Origin of the sequence: Lysobacter antibioticus (assembly GCF_000731095.1) — a bacterium.
Lineage (GTDB): Bacteria > Pseudomonadota > Gammaproteobacteria > Xanthomonadales > Xanthomonadaceae > Lysobacter > Lysobacter antibioticus_B.
Genome location: NZ_JMTZ01000014.1, coordinates 157,625 through 173,054 on the forward strand (window position 1 = coordinate 157,625; position 15,430 = coordinate 173,054).

A 15,430-nucleotide genomic window follows, 5' to 3' on the forward strand; every position below is an offset into this window, starting at 1 on the left:
CACCACCCCTCATTCGTTTTCCCTTCACCGTTTAGCACTACCTCTACCAGGAGAAGCACCATGGAGTTCATCGCCAACGTTCAGGGTCTGACCGCCATCGCGATCGGCATCATCATCGGCCTCGGCGCGCTCGGCGCTTGCCTGGGCATCGCGATCATGGGTTCGAAGTTCCTCGAATCCGCCGCGCGTCAGCCGGAGCTGGTCCCGATGCTGCAGGGCCGCATGTTCCTGCTGGCCGGCCTGATCGACGCCGCGTTCATCATCGGCCTCGCCGTTGCCCTGTTCTTCGCGTTCGCCAACCCGCTGATCGAAGCCGTCAAGCTCGCTGGCGCCGCTGGCTGATCAGGCAGAACCGTGCCCCGACCGGGGCACGATTCGGCAACCCGGGCCGGCGTTAGCCGGCCCAACGTAAGCAACGTCGAGGACCCGTCATGAATCCCAACATGACTTTCTTCGGTCAGATGCTCTCCTTCGCGATCCTCGTATGGTTCACGATGAAGTTCATTTGGCCGCCGCTGAACGCAGCGATCGAAGAGCGCCAGAAGAAAATCGCCGAAGGTCTTGCGGCTGCCGAACGCAGCCAGAAAGACCTTGCGCAGGCGCAGGAAAGCGTCGACGCGGCGCTGCGTGAAGCCCGTACCAAGGCCAACGAGATCATCGATCAGGCGCATCAGCGCGCCAATCAGATCATCGACCAGGCCAAGACCGACGCCGTCGTCGAAGGCACGCGCCTGAAAGCGCTGGCCGACGCCGAAATCGCCGCGGCCACCGATCGCGCTCGCGAGGATCTGCGCAAGCAGGTGTCCACGCTGGCCGTGAGCGGCGCCGAAAAGCTGCTCAAGCGCGAAATCGACGCCAACGCCCACAAGGCGCTGCTCGACGAGCTGGCCGCAGAAATCTGATCGGATAGCCCAACGCGATGAGCCAGAACCTTACCCTCGCACGTCCGTACGCCCGCGCCGCTTTTGCGGCCGCGAACGACGCCGGCCGCTCCGCCGAATGGTCCCAGGCGCTCGCCTTCGCGGCGCGCGTCGCCGGCGATCCGCAGGTGCAGGGGCTGCTCGGTCATCCGCAGCTGACCCTGGCCGACGCGGTCGGCCTGGTCGCGATCGACGGCGCGGACGAAGCCTTCCAGCGCTTTCTCGCGCTGTTGGCCGACAACCGCCGTCTGGCGCTGCTGCCGGAGATCTCCGGTCAGTTCGAGGAACTGCGCGCCGAAGCCGACCGCGTGGTCAAGGCCAAGGTCACCTCCGCCAGCGATCTGCCCGCGGCCGAACTCGAATCGATCACGGCCGCGCTGGTGAAGCGCTTCGGCCGCAAGGTCGAAGTCGAGACGGCCGTCGACGCGTCGCTGATCGGCGGTGCGGTGATCGATGCCGGCGACGTGGTGATCGATGGCTCGCTCAAGGGCAAGCTCGCGCGCCTGCAGACGGCGTTGGCCGGTTAAGCCGGGAATAGAGAATAGGGAATAGAGAATCGTCGAAGCAGTAGCTCTTCCGATTCCCGATTCCCCATTCCCGACTCCCGAACCAAAAGAAAGCACCCGCGCGTCGCCCCATCGCGATGCAGGACCAAGGAAACGACAATGGCAAGCACCCAGCTCAACCCGTCCGAAATCAGCGAACTGATCAAGACCCGCATCGAGAAGGTCAAGCTGGCCGCCGAAGCGCGCAATGAAGGCACGGTCACCTCGGTGTCCGACGGCATCGTGCGCATCCACGGCCTGGCCGACGTGATGCAGGGCGAAATGATCGAACTGCCGAACAACACCTTCGCCCTGGCGTTGAACCTGGAGCGCGACTCGGTCGGCGCCGTGGTGCTGGGCGATTACGAACACCTGCGCGAAGGCGACATCGCCAAGACCACCGCACGCATCCTGGAAGTGCCGGTCGGCCGCGAACTGCTCGGCCGCGTGGTCAACGCCCTCGGCGAGCCGATCGACGGCAAGGGCCCGATCGCCGCGACCATGACCGCTCCGGTGGAGCGCGTGGCCCCGGGCGTGATCTGGCGCAAGTCGGTCGACCAGCCGGTGCAGACCGGCTACAAGACCGTCGACGCGATGATCCCGATCGGCCGCGGCCAGCGTGAGCTGATCATCGGCGACCGCCAGACCGGCAAGACCGCCCTGGCGATCGACGCGATCATCAACCAGAAGGGCACCGGCATTAAGTGCGTGTACGTCGCGATCGGCCAGAAGGCCAGCTCGGTCGCCAACGTCGTGCGCAAGCTCGAAGAGAACGGCGCGCTCGCCCACACCATCGTGGTCGCCGCGACCGCGTCCGAATCGGCCGCGATGCAGTACATCAGCGCCTACTCGGGCTGCACCATGGGCGAGTACTTCCTCGACCGCGGCGAAGACGCGCTGATCGTGTACGACGATCTGTCCAAGCAGGCCGTCGCCTACCGCCAGATCTCGCTGCTGCTCAAGCGCCCGCCGGGCCGCGAAGCCTACCCGGGCGACGTGTTCTACCTGCACAGCCGCCTGCTCGAGCGCGCCGCGCGCGTGTCGACCGACTACGTCGAGAAGTTCACCAACGGCGAAGTGAAGGGCAAGACCGGTTCGCTGACCGCGCTGCCGATCATCGAAACCCAGGCCGGCGACGTCTCGGCGTTCGTTCCGACCAACGTGATCTCGATCACCGACGGCCAGATCTTCCTGGAAACCGACCTGTTCAACGCCGGCATCCGCCCGGCCGTGAACGCCGGTATCTCGGTGTCGCGCGTCGGCGGCGCGGCCCAGACCAAGATCGTCAAGAAGCTGTCCGGCGGCATCCGTATCGCCCTGGCCCAGTACCGCGAGCTGGCTGCGTTCGCGCAGTTCGCTTCCGACCTCGACGAAGCCACCCGCAAGCAGCTCGAGCGCGGTCAGCGCGTCACCGAGCTGATGAAGCAGAAGCAGTACGCGCCGATGTCGATCGCCCTGCAGTCGCTGTCGATCTACGCGGTCGACAAGGGCCACATGGACGACGTGCCGGTGACCAAGATCGGTGCGTTCGAAGAGGCGCTGCACGCGCACTTCACCAACACCGCCGGCGAGCTGGTCAAGAAGATCAACGACAGCGGCGACTGGAACGACGAAATCGAAGGCGCCTTCAAGAAGGGCATCGAAGAGTTCAAGCGGACCGGGACCTGGTGAGTAAGGCCGGGGTTCGCGATTAGGGATTCGGGATTCGGCGCAGCCGATCCCGATCCCCGTTTCAGCGAATCCCGAACCCCGAACCCCCAATCCCACGAGCGGAGCGAGCAATGGCCGGCGGCAGAGAAATCAAAACCAAGATCAAGAGCGTGCAGAACACCCGCAAGGTGACGCGCGCGCTCGAAATGGTCTCGGCTTCCAAGATCCGCAAGGCGCAGGATCGGATGAAGACCTCGCGCCCGTACGCGCGCGTGATCAAGCAAGTGATCGGTCACCTGGCCCAGGCCAACACCGATTACAAGCATCCGTACATGGTCGAGCGCAAGGATCCCAAGCGCGTCGGCTATGTGATCGTGTCGTCCGACCGCGGCCTGGCCGGCGGCCTCAACAACAACCTGTTCCGCAAGCTGCTCGGCGAAATCCGCAAGTGGCAGGAGCAGGGCGTCGAGGTCGACGTGGTCACCATCGGCCAGAAGGCGTCGGTGTTCTTCCGCCGCATCAAGGTCAACATGCTCGCTTCGGTCACCCATCTGGGCGACAAGCCGCACCTGGAGCAGCTGGTCGGCGTGATCAAGGTCATGCTCGACGCCTACAGCGCCGGCAACATCGATCGCGTGTTCCTGAGCTACAACGACTTCGTCAACACGATGACCCAGCGCGCGGCGTTCGATCAGCTGCTGCCGCTGCCGGCGCCGGAAACGCAGGTCGCCAAGCACGACTGGGACTACATCTACGAACCCGATGCGCAGACCGTGCTCGATCACGTGCTGACGCGCTACATCGAGTCGCTGGTGTACCAGGCGGTGTTGGAGAACGTGGCTTCCGAGCATGCCGCGCGCATGGTCGCGATGAAGTCGGCGAGCGACAACGCCAGCAAGCTGATCGGCACCCTGAACCTGGTCTACAACAAGGCCCGTCAGGCGGCGATCACCCAGGAAATCTCCGAAATCGTCGGCGGCGCCGCGGCGGTCTAAACCATCCGGTGGGCGCGGCCTAGGCCAGCGACCACGAGCAGCATTTGAAAGTTACTGAGGAATCAAAGATGAGCAGCAGCCAGGGCAAGATCGTTCAGATCATCGGTGCGGTCGTCGACGTCGAGTTCGCACGCGAATCGGTGCCGCGCGTGTACGACGCGCTGAAGGTCGAGAACACCGCCATCACGCTCGAAGTGCAGCAGCAGCTCGGCGACGGCATCGTGCGCGCGATCGCGCTCGGTTCCACCGACGGCCTCAAGCGCAATCTGATCGCCATCAACACCGGCAAGGGCGTTTCGGTGCCGGTCGGCGTGGGCACCCTGGGCCGCATCATGAACGTGCTCGGCGAGCCGATCGACGAAGCCGGTCCGGTCGAAGCCACCGAGCATTGGGAAATCCACCGCGCGGCTCCCGATTACGCCGACCAGTCCTCGGGCAACGAGCTGCTGGAAACCGGCATCAAGGTCATCGACCTGATGTGCCCGTTCGCCAAGGGCGGCAAGGTCGGCCTGTTCGGCGGCGCCGGCGTGGGCAAGACGGTCAACATGCTCGAGCTGATCAACAACATCGCCACCGAGCACTCGGGTCTGTCGGTGTTCGCAGGCGTCGGCGAGCGTACCCGCGAAGGCAACGACTTCTACCACGAGATGGCCGAAGCCGGCGTCATCCAGCTTGAGAGCCTGAAGGACTCGAAGGTCGCGATGGTGTACGGCCAGATGAACGAGCCGCCGGGCAACCGTCTGCGCGTCGCCCTGACCGGCCTGACCATGGCCGAATACTTCCGCGACGAGAAGGACGAGAACGGCAAGGGCCGCGACGTCCTGTTCTTCGTCGACAACATCTATCGCTATACGCTGGCCGGTACCGAAGTGTCGGCGCTGCTCGGCCGTATGCCGTCGGCGGTGGGTTACCAGCCGACCCTGGCCGAGGAAATGGGCGTCCTGCAGGAGCGCATCACCTCGACCAAGACCGGTTCGATCACCTCGATCCAGGCCGTGTACGTGCCCGCGGACGACCTGACCGACCCGTCGCCGGCCACCACCTTCGCCCACCTCGACGCCACCGTCGTGTTGAGCCGTAACATCGCATCCCTGGGTATCTACCCGGCGGTCGACCCGCTCGACTCGACCTCGCGTCAGCTCGACCCGAACGTGATCGGCGCCGAGCACTACGACACCGCGCGCCGCGTCCAGGCCACCTTGCAGAAGTACAAGGAGCTCAAGGACATCATCGCGATCCTCGGCATGGACGAGCTGTCGGAAGAAGACAAGCAGGCCGTGTCGCGCGCGCGCAAGATCGAGCGTTTCTTCTCGCAGCCCTTCCACGTCGCCGAAGTGTTCACCGGCGCGCCCGGCAAGTACGTGTCGCTGAAGGACACGATCCGCGGCTTCAAGGGCATCGTCGAAGGCGAGTACGACCACCTGCCGGAGCAGGCGTTCTACATGGTCGGCGGCATCGAGGAAGCGGTCGAGAAGGCCAAGAAGATGGGCGTGGGCTGAGACGCCTGACGGCGTCTCGGGATTTGGGAGTCGGGATTCGGGAATCGTAAGAGCGGAACGTCGGCCGTTGCTTCGGCTTTAGACGACTCCCCATTCCCCATTCTCGATTCCCGTCGAACGAGCAAAGCGAGAAAGATATGGCCACTACGTTCCGTTGCGACATCGTCAGCGCCGAGGAAGAGATCTTCCACGGCGAGGCGACGCTGCTCGTCGCCACCGGCGAGATCGGCGAACTCGGTATCGCACCGCGCCACGCGCCGCTGATCACGCGCTTGAAGCCGGGCAAGGTCGTGGTGACCCTGCCGAACGGCGAGCAGCTGGATTTCGCGGTCTCCGGCGGCATCCTGGAAGTGCAGCCGCAGGTCGTGACCGTGCTGGCCGACACCGCGATCCGCGCCCAGGACATCGACGAAGCCGCCGTGCGCGCCGCCAAGGAAGAGGCCGAGCGCATGCTCGCCAACCGCGGCCCGCAGATGGACGTCGCCGAAGCGCAGTCCAAGCTCGCCGAAGCGATGGCGCAGCTGCAGGCGCTGGAGCGTCTGCGCAAGAACATCAAGCACTGAGTCTTGCTTCGCGATTGCGCAGCAGGTCATCGCTGCAACGAAAACGCCGGCCTCGCGCCGGCGTTTTTCGTTTCGGGATCGAGTGGCGGCGATGTGCTTGGGTACTTTCGGACCGTCGTCCTGCGAAGGCGGGCTCTACTTCGGAGCCCGAACATCCAGAGACTTCAGAGTCATGTCTGGGTGAAGCCCTGGATCCCCGCTTTCGCAGGGATGACGACGGGATAGAGATGTAGCGCTAGCACCTACCGTCATTCCCGCGAAGGCGGGAATCCACAGACTTCAGAACTGTACTGCGATGGGGGCCCTGGATCCCCGCCTGCGCGGGGATGACGGTAGCAGACAGGCGCGGTTCGCCGCCGTCGCTGCGGCGCCACCGAACTCAGCGATGGCCTCTCAACGTCGGTTCGTCAGCGGCGGTTCTTCAGCTCCGGCCCCTCAGCGTCTGCCTCTCAACGCCTTCCTCTCAACGCCTATACACCCAGTGGCGAGAGACCAGGAAGCCGACGCCGCCGAGAAACACTTCGATGACCGGCTTGGCGAGCCAGGTCCATTGCAGGCCGGCGTGGCTGTCCACCGTGCTGACCGCCCAGGTGCTGACGATGGTGGTTCCGATCCAGAGCATGACGAAGCGCCCGAACTGGCGCCGGCCGACCCGGGTGTCTTCGCTGGCGAAGGTGAAACGGCCGTTGAGCCAGAAGCCGATCAGGGCGCCGCTGATGCGGCCGGCCAGGTTCGCGGCTTCGACCGGCATGCCGAGGTGGCTGAGGCCGACCATGACGCCCCAGTCGATCAGGTACTGCAGCGCGCCGAAGATCAGGTAATTGCGGCCCTGGCGGGTCAGGCTCATGCGCCGGCCTCGGCCGCGAGGGCGGGGACGATCTCGGCGGGGGCGAGCTCGACGGAAGCGGGCGGGGCGGCGGTCATGCGCGCATTCTAGCCAAGCGACCCTGTACCATCGCGCCCATCACCAGCCGGCACGACGGGAGCGGCGGTTTGCGCAGCGCAGTACTCATCCCCTGCTACAACGAAGCCCGCACGGTGGCCAAGGTCGTCGCCGACTTCCGTCGCGTCCTGCCCGACGCCGAGGTCTGGGTGTTCGACAACGCCAGCACCGACGACACCGCGGCGATCGCGCGCGCCGCCGGCGCCCGGGTCCATCGCGTGCCTGCGAAGGGCAAGGGCAACGTGGTGCGGGCGATGTTCCGCGAGGTCGAGGCCGACGTCTATCTGATGGTCGACGGCGACGATACCTACCCGGCCGATCGCGCCGCGATGCTGATCGAGGACATCCTCGAGGGCCGCGCCGACATGGTCGTCGGCACGCGCCTGGAAAGCCACGACAGCGGTTCGTTCCGGCGCTTTCATGGCTTCGGCAATCGCCTGGTGCGCTGGAGCATCGGCCGTCTGTTCGGACAGCCGGTGCGCGACGTGCTGTCGGGCTATCGCGCCTTCTCGCGCCGTTTCGTCAAATCGATGCCGGTGCTGTCGCGCGGTTTCGAGATCGAGACCGAGATGACCGTGTTCGCGATGGCCCACGCCTTCGTACTCAGCGAACGCACCGTGCCCTACGGCGTGCGCCCGGAAGGCAGCGAGTCCAAGCTCAATACCTTCCGCGACGGCTTCCGCGTGATGCGCACGATCGGTTTCCTGTTCAAGGATCTGCGGCCGCTGCTGTTCTTCGGCGTCGCCGCCTTGATCGCGGGGTTGGCGAGCCTGGGCTTCGGCGCCTTCGTCGTCCACGAATACACTCTCAGCGGCGCGGTCACTCATCCCTCGACCGCGGTGCTCGCCGCGGCCCTGGCCCTGACCGCGTTCATCCTGCTCGCGACCGGGCTGATCCTCGACACCGTCAACCGGCGCTCGAACGAGATCCTGCGCCTGATCACCGACCAGGTGGTGCGCTACAGATCGGAGTGAACGGCGTCCGCGCGAGCGGGCACAGTTCGATCTCGGCCAGGCTGTCGGCGACGCGGCGGCAGGCGCCATCGACGCGCAAGCCGTACAGGCTCATGCGTTCGGCCGCGACCGTGTCGACTTCGACCGGGCGCAACAGCCACAACGATCCCTCATGGCCGGCGATCCGGCTTTCCACGCGCGCCTGTAGCCGGGTGCATTGCTGCGGGTCCATGAAGTTGTTGCGTATCGCCAGCGCCGGCACGCCGCGCGGCAGGAACGCGACCGCATGCCCGATCGGCGTCTCGGTGCTGGTCACTACCAGGCTGTCGGGGGGCAACGCGGGAAACTCGACCGAGATCATCGGGCTGCGGAACGGGTCGCGTCCCCAACCCGGATGCTTGGTCGGTGCGATGACCAACAGCGCGCCGATCACCAGCGCGGTGCGCGACCAACGTCGCGCGAATGCGACCGAGATCACGCCGACGATGAGCACCGAGAACAACAGTTCGAGCGGATAGAGATAGCGATAGATGCTGTAGACGCCGAGCCAAAAGCAGTAGCCGACCAGAACGAAGGCCAGCAGCGGCCAGTACGGCGCGGCGGCTTCCCGTTGGTCGGAACCATCGGCAGCGACAGACGATGCGCTCGCCGCTGCGGCGCCGCGCTTGCCGCGCAGCCACAGCCAAGCCGCGAGTGCGCACAAGCCGAGCAGCAGGCGCGCATCGGCGAGTGAGGCTTCGGAGAAATCGTTGCTCTTGCGCAGCAGGCGCACCGGCACGTTCAGCGCATCGAGCGCGGTCTTCGGCAGGAAGCGCAGGTCGCGGCGCTCGCTGAACAGCGCATCGGGCGAATGGAACCAATGATTGAAATAGGGGAACAGCGGATTGCCGTGATGCTCCCACAGGTACCAACCCCACGGCCCCCAGCTCAGGGCCGCGCCGACCGCGCCGCCGATCGCCAGCGCGATCAGGCGCGCCGGCAGTTGCTTCAGCGGCCCCGCGCACAGTGCCATGGCGATGAAGCCCAGGCAGTACATCACGGCGGTGAGCTTGAGGCCGGCGGCGATGCCGGCCAGCAGGCCGACCGGCAGCCAGGTCGCCCAGGCGTCGCGGCGCCGGAACGAATCGACCGCCCACCACAAGGCCGCCAGCACGAAGGCGCCGACGATGTGATCGTTGAAGGTCGCCGCGGTGCCGGGATACACCGCCGCACCGGTGATCGCGACCAGGCCCGCCATCCAGGTGCGCAGCCGGCTGCGCTGCGCCGGCATCAGCGCGTCGAGCAGGCGCAGGCCGAACAGCAGGGCGATGAAGCTCGGCAGGGCCAGCCACAGCATGATCAGCCAGCCGCTGGCGCCGCCCCGCACCAACAGGGCGAAGGGCAGGTCGGCGATCGGGTTGTGCCAGGTCTGCATCTGTGCCGCGGCGATGTCGTAGCCCAGGCGTCCGTCGAGCCAGGCCAGCGGCGTGTACAAATGATAGTTACGCAGGTCCCAGTTTGCGTCCTGGCGTTGCACGAGCGCCGCGAGCAAGGTGAAGAACAGGGCGGCCAGGGCGGTCGGTCGCCAGGAAACGCGCTCAGCGGGCATGCAGAATCCTCGTCAAGGCAGTTGCTAAGATTCGGCCCGGACGCGGAGTGCGCGTCGAGGAACCCGAAATCCATGGCTCACGATTCGATGAATCAATTGCATATCGTCATCCTCGCCGCGGGCGAGGGCAAGCGGATGAAGTCGGCCACCGCCAAGGTGCTGCAGAAGATCGCCGGCCGGCCGATGCTGGCGCACGTGATCGAGACCGCGCGGGCGCTGCGTCCGGCCGGCATCCACGTGGTCTACGGCCATGGCGGCGAACAGGTGCGTGCGGCCTTCGAAGGCCAGGACGACCTGCATTGGGCCGAGCAGCAGCAGCGCCTCGGCACCGGTCATGCGGTGCAGCAGGCGATGCCCGGGGTGCCGCAGGATGCGCGAGTGCTGGTGCTGTACGGCGACGTCGCCCTGATCACCCCCGAGACCCTGCAGCGTCTGCTCGCCGCACCGGGCCGCATCTCGGTGCTGGTCGCCGATCTGGACGACCCGACCGGCTACGGCCGCATCGTCCGCGATCCCGAAGGCCGCGTCGGCCGCATCGTCGAACACAAGGACGCCGACGAGGAGCAGCGCGAGATCCGCACCGTCAACACCGGCATCCTCGTCGCCGACGGCGAGCCGCTGCGCCGCTGGCTCGACCGCCTCGGCAACGACAACGCGCAGGGCGAGTATTACCTGACCGACGTGTTCGCCGCGGCCGCGTCCGAATACAGCCCGGCCGAGATGGTGCATGTCGCCGACCCGATCGAAGTCGAAGGCGCCAACGACGCCTGGCAGCTCGCGCAACTCGAGCGCGCCTACCAGTGGCGCGCGGCGCGCGCGGTCTGCCTGCAGGGCGCGCGCCTGGCCGATCCCTCGCGTTTCGATCTGCGCGGCGAAGTCCGGGTGGGCCAGGACGTCGAGATCGACGTCGACGTGATCCTGGAGGGCAAGGTCGAACTGGGCGACGGCGTGCGCATCGGACCGTTCTGCCGGCTCAAGGACGTCAAGCTCGGCGCCGGCACCCTGGTGCGCGCGCATTGCGATCTCGACGGCGTGGTGGTGGAGGGCGCGGCCCAGATCGGTCCCTATGCGCGTTTGCGTCCGGGCACCGTGCTCGCCGACGGCGCTCACGTCGGCAACTTCGTCGAAACCAAGAACCTCACCTTGGGTGTCGGCAGCAAGGCCAATCACCTGACCTACCTCGGCGACGCGCTGATCGGCGCGGGCGTCAACGTCGGCGCGGGCACCATCACCTGCAACTACGACGGCGTCAACAAGTCGACCACCACGATCGAGGACGGTGCCTTCATCGGTTCCAATACGTCGCTGGTGGCGCCGGTCACCGTCGGCAAGGACGCGACGATCGCCGCCGGCTCGGTGATCACGCGCCTGGCGCCGCCGGGAGAACTGACCGTAGCGCGCGCGCGCCAGTCGACGGTGGAAGGCTGGAAGCGGCCGGTCAAGAAGAAGTAAGCGGTCGCAAACGCAGCGCGGCGCGCTTTGTGGCGCGCCGCGATGCCGGCAATTGCGCGAAAGCGGGGTGCGGTGACTTCAGAGACCTGTTTGGATTAAGCCTTGGATCCCCGCCTGCGCGGGGATGACGGCAGGTGGATTTTGCGGCGGCTTTCCAAGCCGTCATCCCCGCGAAGGCGGGGATCCAGAGACTTCAGCGCCATGTCACGCCGCTGCGGTATCGATCAGGGAACGTATTCCACCGACTCGGTGGCGCCGATCTGCGCCTTGGCGATTTCGGTGTAGTACTGCGCGGCTGCGGTCCTGTCGAGGAACGCGTTCGGCGCCCAGATCATCACGCCCTGGTAGCCGCCGTTGGCGACGTTCTGGGCGATGGTGTGCGCCTGCGACGCCGAGCTGAACTCCGGCGAGATGCCGAGGAACAGGCTGGACTTGCTCATGCCGTAGCCGACGTACGGCGTCAGATAGCTGACGCTGCCGCCGTAGGTCATTTCATAGCCTTCGGTCAGCTGGTTGGCGGCGTTGTTGGGCGAGCGGAAGTACTGCGAGTCGGACCACAGCGCCTTGCTCAGGGTCTTGCCGGAAAAGTACGGGTTGCTGCGGATCGCCTTGAGCACCGAATAGAACGAGCTCGCGCTGCCCGAGCAACTGGAGTATTCGTCGTCGACGTTGATGCCGTCGAGGCCGTACTTCACCACGTCGGTCACCATCGCGTTGCCGAGGCGGGTCGCAGTCTTGGCGGTCATGTTGCACGACCAGCCCGCGTTCTGATGGTTGCCCAGATAAGAGATCTGGACCTTGATCCCGGCGTCCTGCAATTGGCGGACGGCGTCGATATTGTCCTTCAGGATCGCGCTCATCTCCGTGTTGTAGTACAGCACGGGCGTGTTGGGCGTGCTGCCGTTGATGTTGGCGGCGAACAACACGAGATCGGAGAAGAACGGCTGGCCGGTACTCTTGACCCGGTAGTGACCGACGTCCTTCACGTCCTGCGGCGATGGATTGTTCAAAAATACGACGTTGCGCGCGCAAGCTCCGAAGCTTGCGAGAAATGCGATTAGACCAGCAGCCAGAAGCGTAGATTTGCTAAGCATTGGCGAATCTCCTGTTCGGTTGTTTGGAATTTTCTTCGGTTTTTGCGGGCGCACGTGTCCTGCGTCGTTCGGGTTTCAGGCGCGTCCTGTCTAGAAACGAACGCGAGGGCCGCTCCCCTACATCGATCTTATGCGTCGGCTCGAACGCGAACCGTGAGCGAAGCGATATCGCGAACTTCCTCCGCCATGCGAGGCGTGCGCGAGAATGCGATTGCCGAGGGTCGGGATGAACGCCCAGCCGGCGTCGATCGCGTCGATGCGGCTTCGGTCGATGTTCGCGACATGATCGTCGAAGCCGCGATGACTGCGGTCACGATCTTCGGTTGCGCCGCTTCGATGAAGCAGGTGCGCGGCGAAGCCGACGGCGGCAGCGATGTGGATTGCGAAGCGGCAGGGTCGATCCGCAACAGGGTCGGTTGCGTGCCTGGACGGAGTGCGATTGCAGACTCCGGCCGCAAGACTGCCTTCGGCCGATATCGCCGCTACCCGCGGCTCAAGAATCGGGCAACACCATCGACACGCACAAGCCGCCGCCTTCGCGATTGAGCAGGGCGATGCGGCCGCCGTGCGCCTCGGCGATCTCGCGCGCCAGGGCCAGGCCCAGGCCGGTGCCGTTGCGCTTGGTCGAGTAGAACGGCAACAAGGCGTTGGACAGCACGGCGTCGTTCATGCCGCTGCCGCGGTCGAGCACGTCGATGCGCCAGGCATCCTGCACACGGCGCAGTTGCAGGCGTACTTCCTCGGGCTTGGAGCCGGATTCGTGGGCGTTCTTGAGCAGGTTGATCAGGCTCTGTTCGAGTTGCGCGGCGTCGACCCGCGCGATCGCTTCGCCCTGCACGCCGTCGTAGGCGAAATCGACCTGGCTGCGCAGTTGCTCGACGAAGCGCGACCACTCGATCGGCTGCAGGCGCGGCGAGGGCAGCTTGGCGAAGCGCGCGTAGTCGCGGATGAAGCCTTCGAGATGGCGCGCGCGTTCTTCGATCGTGGTCAACGCGGTCGGCAGACGCTCGTATTGGCCGCGGCGCAATAGCTCGGCGCCGGAGTGGGCGAGCGAGGCGATCGGCGCCAGCGAGTTGTTGAGCTCGTGGCTGATCACCCGGATCACCTTCTTCCAGGTCTGCACTTCCTGGCGCCGCAGCTCGGCGGTGAGCTGACGCAGCAGCACGAGTTCGTGGGCGCGGCCGTTGAGACGGAAGATGCGGCGCGAGAGGTGATAGATCTCTTCGTTCTCGATATCCCCGACCGAGAACATGCCGTCGCCGCCGCGCTCGAAGGCTTCCTGCATCGGCGTGGGCGCGCGCGACAACAGGTCGGCGAAACTCTGGCCCTCCAGGCGCCGGCCTTCGCCGAGCATTTTGCGCGCGGCGAGATTGCCGTGGACGATGCGTCGGGTCGGGTCGACCAGCATCATCGCCACCGGGGTGTTCTGGATCATGGTGTCGAGCAGCAGCTCGCGTTGCACCAGGCTCAGGCGTTGTTCGCGCAAGGCATCGCCGAGGCGATTGTGGCTGGCGACCAGGTCGCCGAGATCGCCCTGGCCGGTCCAGTTGAAGCTGATCGAATAGTCGCCGTCGCGATAGCTGGCGACCGAGCCGGCGAGGGCGCGGAACAACGAGTTCATCGGCGCGAAGGCACGATGGACGTGATAGATCAGCAGCGGCGCCAGCACCGCCACCACGATGGCGAGGGCAAGCCAGCGATTGGCGAGGTAGTCCGACAGCCACAGGGTCAGCGCCGCGCCGCCTGCGAGGTAGGCCAGGGCAATGACGCTGAAGACCAGACTCAGGGGAGGGCGGCGCATGATCGGACCTCAGTCGCGCTTGATGCCGAGCCGTTCGAGGCGGCGGTACAAGGCCTGCCGCGACAGGCCGAGTTCGCCGGCGGCTTGTGCGAGCACGCCGCCCGCGCGTTCGAGCGCGGCCTCGATGGCGATGCGGTCGGGCTCTTCGCCGCCGTTGGCCGCACTCGGCGGCGGCGCGACCGGCAGGCCGAGGTCGGCCGCGCCGATGCTGTCGCTGCGCGCGAGCAGGGCGGCGCGCTGCAAGGTGTTGCGCAGTTCGCGTACGTTGCCGGGCCAGGCATGCGCGTACAACGCGCTCTCGGCCCCTTCGCTAAGGCGCTTGCCTTGGGCGAGCGCGTTGTCGCGCAGGAAATGCCGCGCCAACGGCAGCACGTCGTCGCGGCGTTCGGCCAGCGGCGGAATATCGATCTGGATGGTGTTGAGGCGGTAGTACAGGTCTTCGCGGAAGCGGCCGTCGCGGATCATCGTCGGCAGGTCGGCGTTGGTGGCGCTGATCACCCGTACCTTGACCTGGCGCTCGCGGTTCGAGCCGAGCCGTTCGAAGCGCCCGGTTTCGAGCACGCGCAACAACTTCATTTGCCCCGCCGGCGGCAGGTTGCCGATTTCGTCGAGGAACAAGGTGCCGCCGTCGGCCGCCTCGAATTTGCCTTCGCGCATCTTGTTGGCGCCGGTGTAGGCGCCGGCATCGGCGCCGAACAGCTCGGCTTCGATCAGTTCGGTCGGCAGCGCGCCGCAGTTCAGAGTCACGAAGGGGCCGGACTTGACCGAGGAATTGGCCTGGATGATCTCGGCGATCTTTTCCTTGCCGGCGCCGTTGGGGCCGGTGATGAGCACGGGCACGTCGGCGCGCGCGACCTGGCCGGCGAGCTCGATCACCCGCGCCAGTTGTTCGGAACCGAACACCACCCCGCGCAGGTCGTAGCGCGCTTCGAGATCGCGTTGCAGCTTGCGCCGCTGTTCGTGCAGGCGCGACACCTCGCGGGTGCTGGCGCCGAGTTCGAGCAGGTTCTCGACGCTGGCGAGCAGCTTCTGGTCGTCCCATGGCTTGGCCAGGTAATCGGCGGCGCCGGCCTTGGCCAGGTCGACGGCGATGTCCAGGTGCGTCCACGCGGTCAGCAGGATGATCGGCAGGTCCGGATGGCGCGCGCGGATCGCGCGGAACAGCGCCACGCCTTCCTCGCCCGAGGTGGTGTCGGCAGTGAAGTTCATGTCCTGCAGGACCAGGCCGATGTCCTCGCGGGTCAGCAGTTCCAGGCCCTCCTCCGGCGACTGAGCGGTGACCACGCGGATCTCGCGCAGGCCGAACAGCAGGTCGAGCGCGGTGCCGACCGCCGGGTTGTCGTCGATGACCAGGACCGTGCGCATCAGGAATCCGTGTGGTTCGGGAGCGGGCGCCGGATCGCGGCGACTCGTTGTCGACGCAGTAT

At 66.1% G+C, this 15,430-nt stretch carries 15 protein-coding genes; 10 read left to right on the forward strand and 5 right to left on the reverse strand.

Annotation, left to right across the window (positions count from 1 at the left end; genetic code table 11):
* The first annotated feature begins 60 nt into the window (after positions 1-60).
* The 7 genes from atpE (at position 61) to EX88_RS0106155 (ending at position 6,172) form a co-directional block, all read left to right on the forward strand.
* Positions 61-342, forward strand: a complete 282-nt coding sequence (atpE, locus tag EX88_RS0106125) for a F0F1 ATP synthase subunit C (protein WP_031371118.1) — start codon at positions 61-63, stop codon at positions 340-342.
* Between the two features lie 89 nt (positions 343-431).
* Entirely contained in the window at positions 432-902 is a 471-nt protein-coding gene (locus EX88_RS0106130; RefSeq protein ID WP_031371119.1) for a F0F1 ATP synthase subunit B, read from the forward strand.
* Between the two features lie 17 nt (positions 903-919).
* Positions 920-1,447 (forward strand): F0F1 ATP synthase subunit delta, encoded by a 528-nt coding sequence (locus EX88_RS0106135; protein ID WP_031371120.1) that lies wholly within the window; start codon positions 920-922, stop codon positions 1,445-1,447.
* Between the two features lie 138 nt (positions 1,448-1,585).
* Positions 1,586-3,136 (forward strand): F0F1 ATP synthase subunit alpha, encoded by a 1,551-nt coding sequence (gene atpA / locus EX88_RS0106140; protein WP_031371121.1) that lies wholly within the window; start codon positions 1,586-1,588, stop codon positions 3,134-3,136.
* A gap of 110 nt (positions 3,137-3,246) precedes the next feature.
* Entirely contained in the window at positions 3,247-4,110 is an 864-nt protein-coding gene (gene atpG / locus EX88_RS0106145) for a F0F1 ATP synthase subunit gamma (RefSeq protein WP_031371122.1), read from the forward strand.
* Positions 4,111-4,178: 68 nt separating this feature from the next.
* Entirely contained in the window at positions 4,179-5,609 is a 1,431-nt protein-coding gene (gene atpD / locus EX88_RS0106150; protein WP_031371123.1) for a F0F1 ATP synthase subunit beta, read from the forward strand.
* 137 nt (positions 5,610-5,746) lie between these two features.
* Complete coding sequence (locus EX88_RS0106155; protein ID WP_031371124.1) at positions 5,747-6,172, forward strand: F0F1 ATP synthase subunit epsilon; 426 nt, start codon at positions 5,747-5,749, stop codon at positions 6,170-6,172.
* Between the two features lie 463 nt (positions 6,173-6,635).
* Here the strand turns inward: EX88_RS0106155 and EX88_RS0106160 are convergent, their stop codons facing one another.
* Positions 6,636-7,019 carry a GtrA family protein gene (locus tag EX88_RS0106160; RefSeq protein ID WP_031371125.1) on the reverse strand — a complete coding sequence of 128 codons (384 nt, stop codon included), beginning with the start codon at positions 7,017-7,019 and terminating at the stop codon, positions 6,636-6,638.
* A 146-nt stretch (positions 7,020-7,165) separates the two neighbouring features.
* Between EX88_RS0106160 and EX88_RS0106165 the strand changes: the two genes are divergently transcribed.
* Positions 7,166-8,089, forward strand: a complete 924-nt coding sequence (locus EX88_RS0106165) for a glycosyltransferase (RefSeq protein WP_031371126.1) — start codon at positions 7,166-7,168, stop codon at positions 8,087-8,089.
* Here the strand turns inward: EX88_RS0106165 and EX88_RS0106170 are convergent.
* Positions 8,055-9,656: a glycosyltransferase 87 family protein gene (locus EX88_RS0106170; RefSeq protein WP_031371127.1), complete on the reverse strand. Its 1,602-nt coding sequence runs from the start codon at positions 9,654-9,656 to the stop codon at positions 8,055-8,057. The two genes, EX88_RS0106165 and EX88_RS0106170, sit on opposite strands and share 35 nt — an antisense overlap.
* 87 nt (positions 9,657-9,743) lie before the next feature.
* On the opposite strand from EX88_RS0106170, the gene glmU reads away from it, so the two are divergent.
* On the forward strand, positions 9,744-11,108 hold the full coding sequence (glmU, locus tag EX88_RS0106175) for a bifunctional UDP-N-acetylglucosamine diphosphorylase/glucosamine-1-phosphate N-acetyltransferase GlmU (RefSeq protein ID WP_031371128.1): 1,365 nt from the start codon (positions 9,744-9,746) through the stop codon (positions 11,106-11,108).
* Between the two features lie 224 nt (positions 11,109-11,332).
* Here glmU and EX88_RS0106180 read toward each other — a convergent pair whose 3' ends face one another.
* Positions 11,333-12,118 (reverse strand): hypothetical protein, encoded by a 786-nt coding sequence (locus EX88_RS0106180; RefSeq protein ID WP_031371129.1) that lies wholly within the window; start codon positions 12,116-12,118, stop codon positions 11,333-11,335.
* A 237-nt stretch (positions 12,119-12,355) separates the two neighbouring features.
* Between EX88_RS0106180 and EX88_RS25780 the strand changes: the two genes are divergently transcribed.
* The gene (locus EX88_RS25780; protein WP_152566120.1) at positions 12,356-12,748 is read left to right on the forward strand and encodes a hypothetical protein; all 393 of its coding nucleotides are present in this window, start codon (positions 12,356-12,358) and stop codon (positions 12,746-12,748) included.
* Here the strand turns inward: EX88_RS25780 and EX88_RS0106185 are convergent.
* A complete protein-coding gene (locus EX88_RS0106185; protein WP_051884600.1) occupies positions 12,696-14,003 on the reverse strand; it encodes a sensor histidine kinase in 1,308 nt (435 codons plus the stop codon). The genes EX88_RS25780 and EX88_RS0106185 overlap by 53 nt on opposite strands.
* Before the next feature lie 9 nt (positions 14,004-14,012).
* Complete coding sequence (locus EX88_RS0106190; RefSeq protein ID WP_031371131.1) at positions 14,013-15,368, reverse strand: sigma-54-dependent transcriptional regulator; 1,356 nt, start codon at positions 15,366-15,368, stop codon at positions 14,013-14,015.
* Between the last annotated feature and the right edge of the window lie 62 nt (positions 15,369-15,430).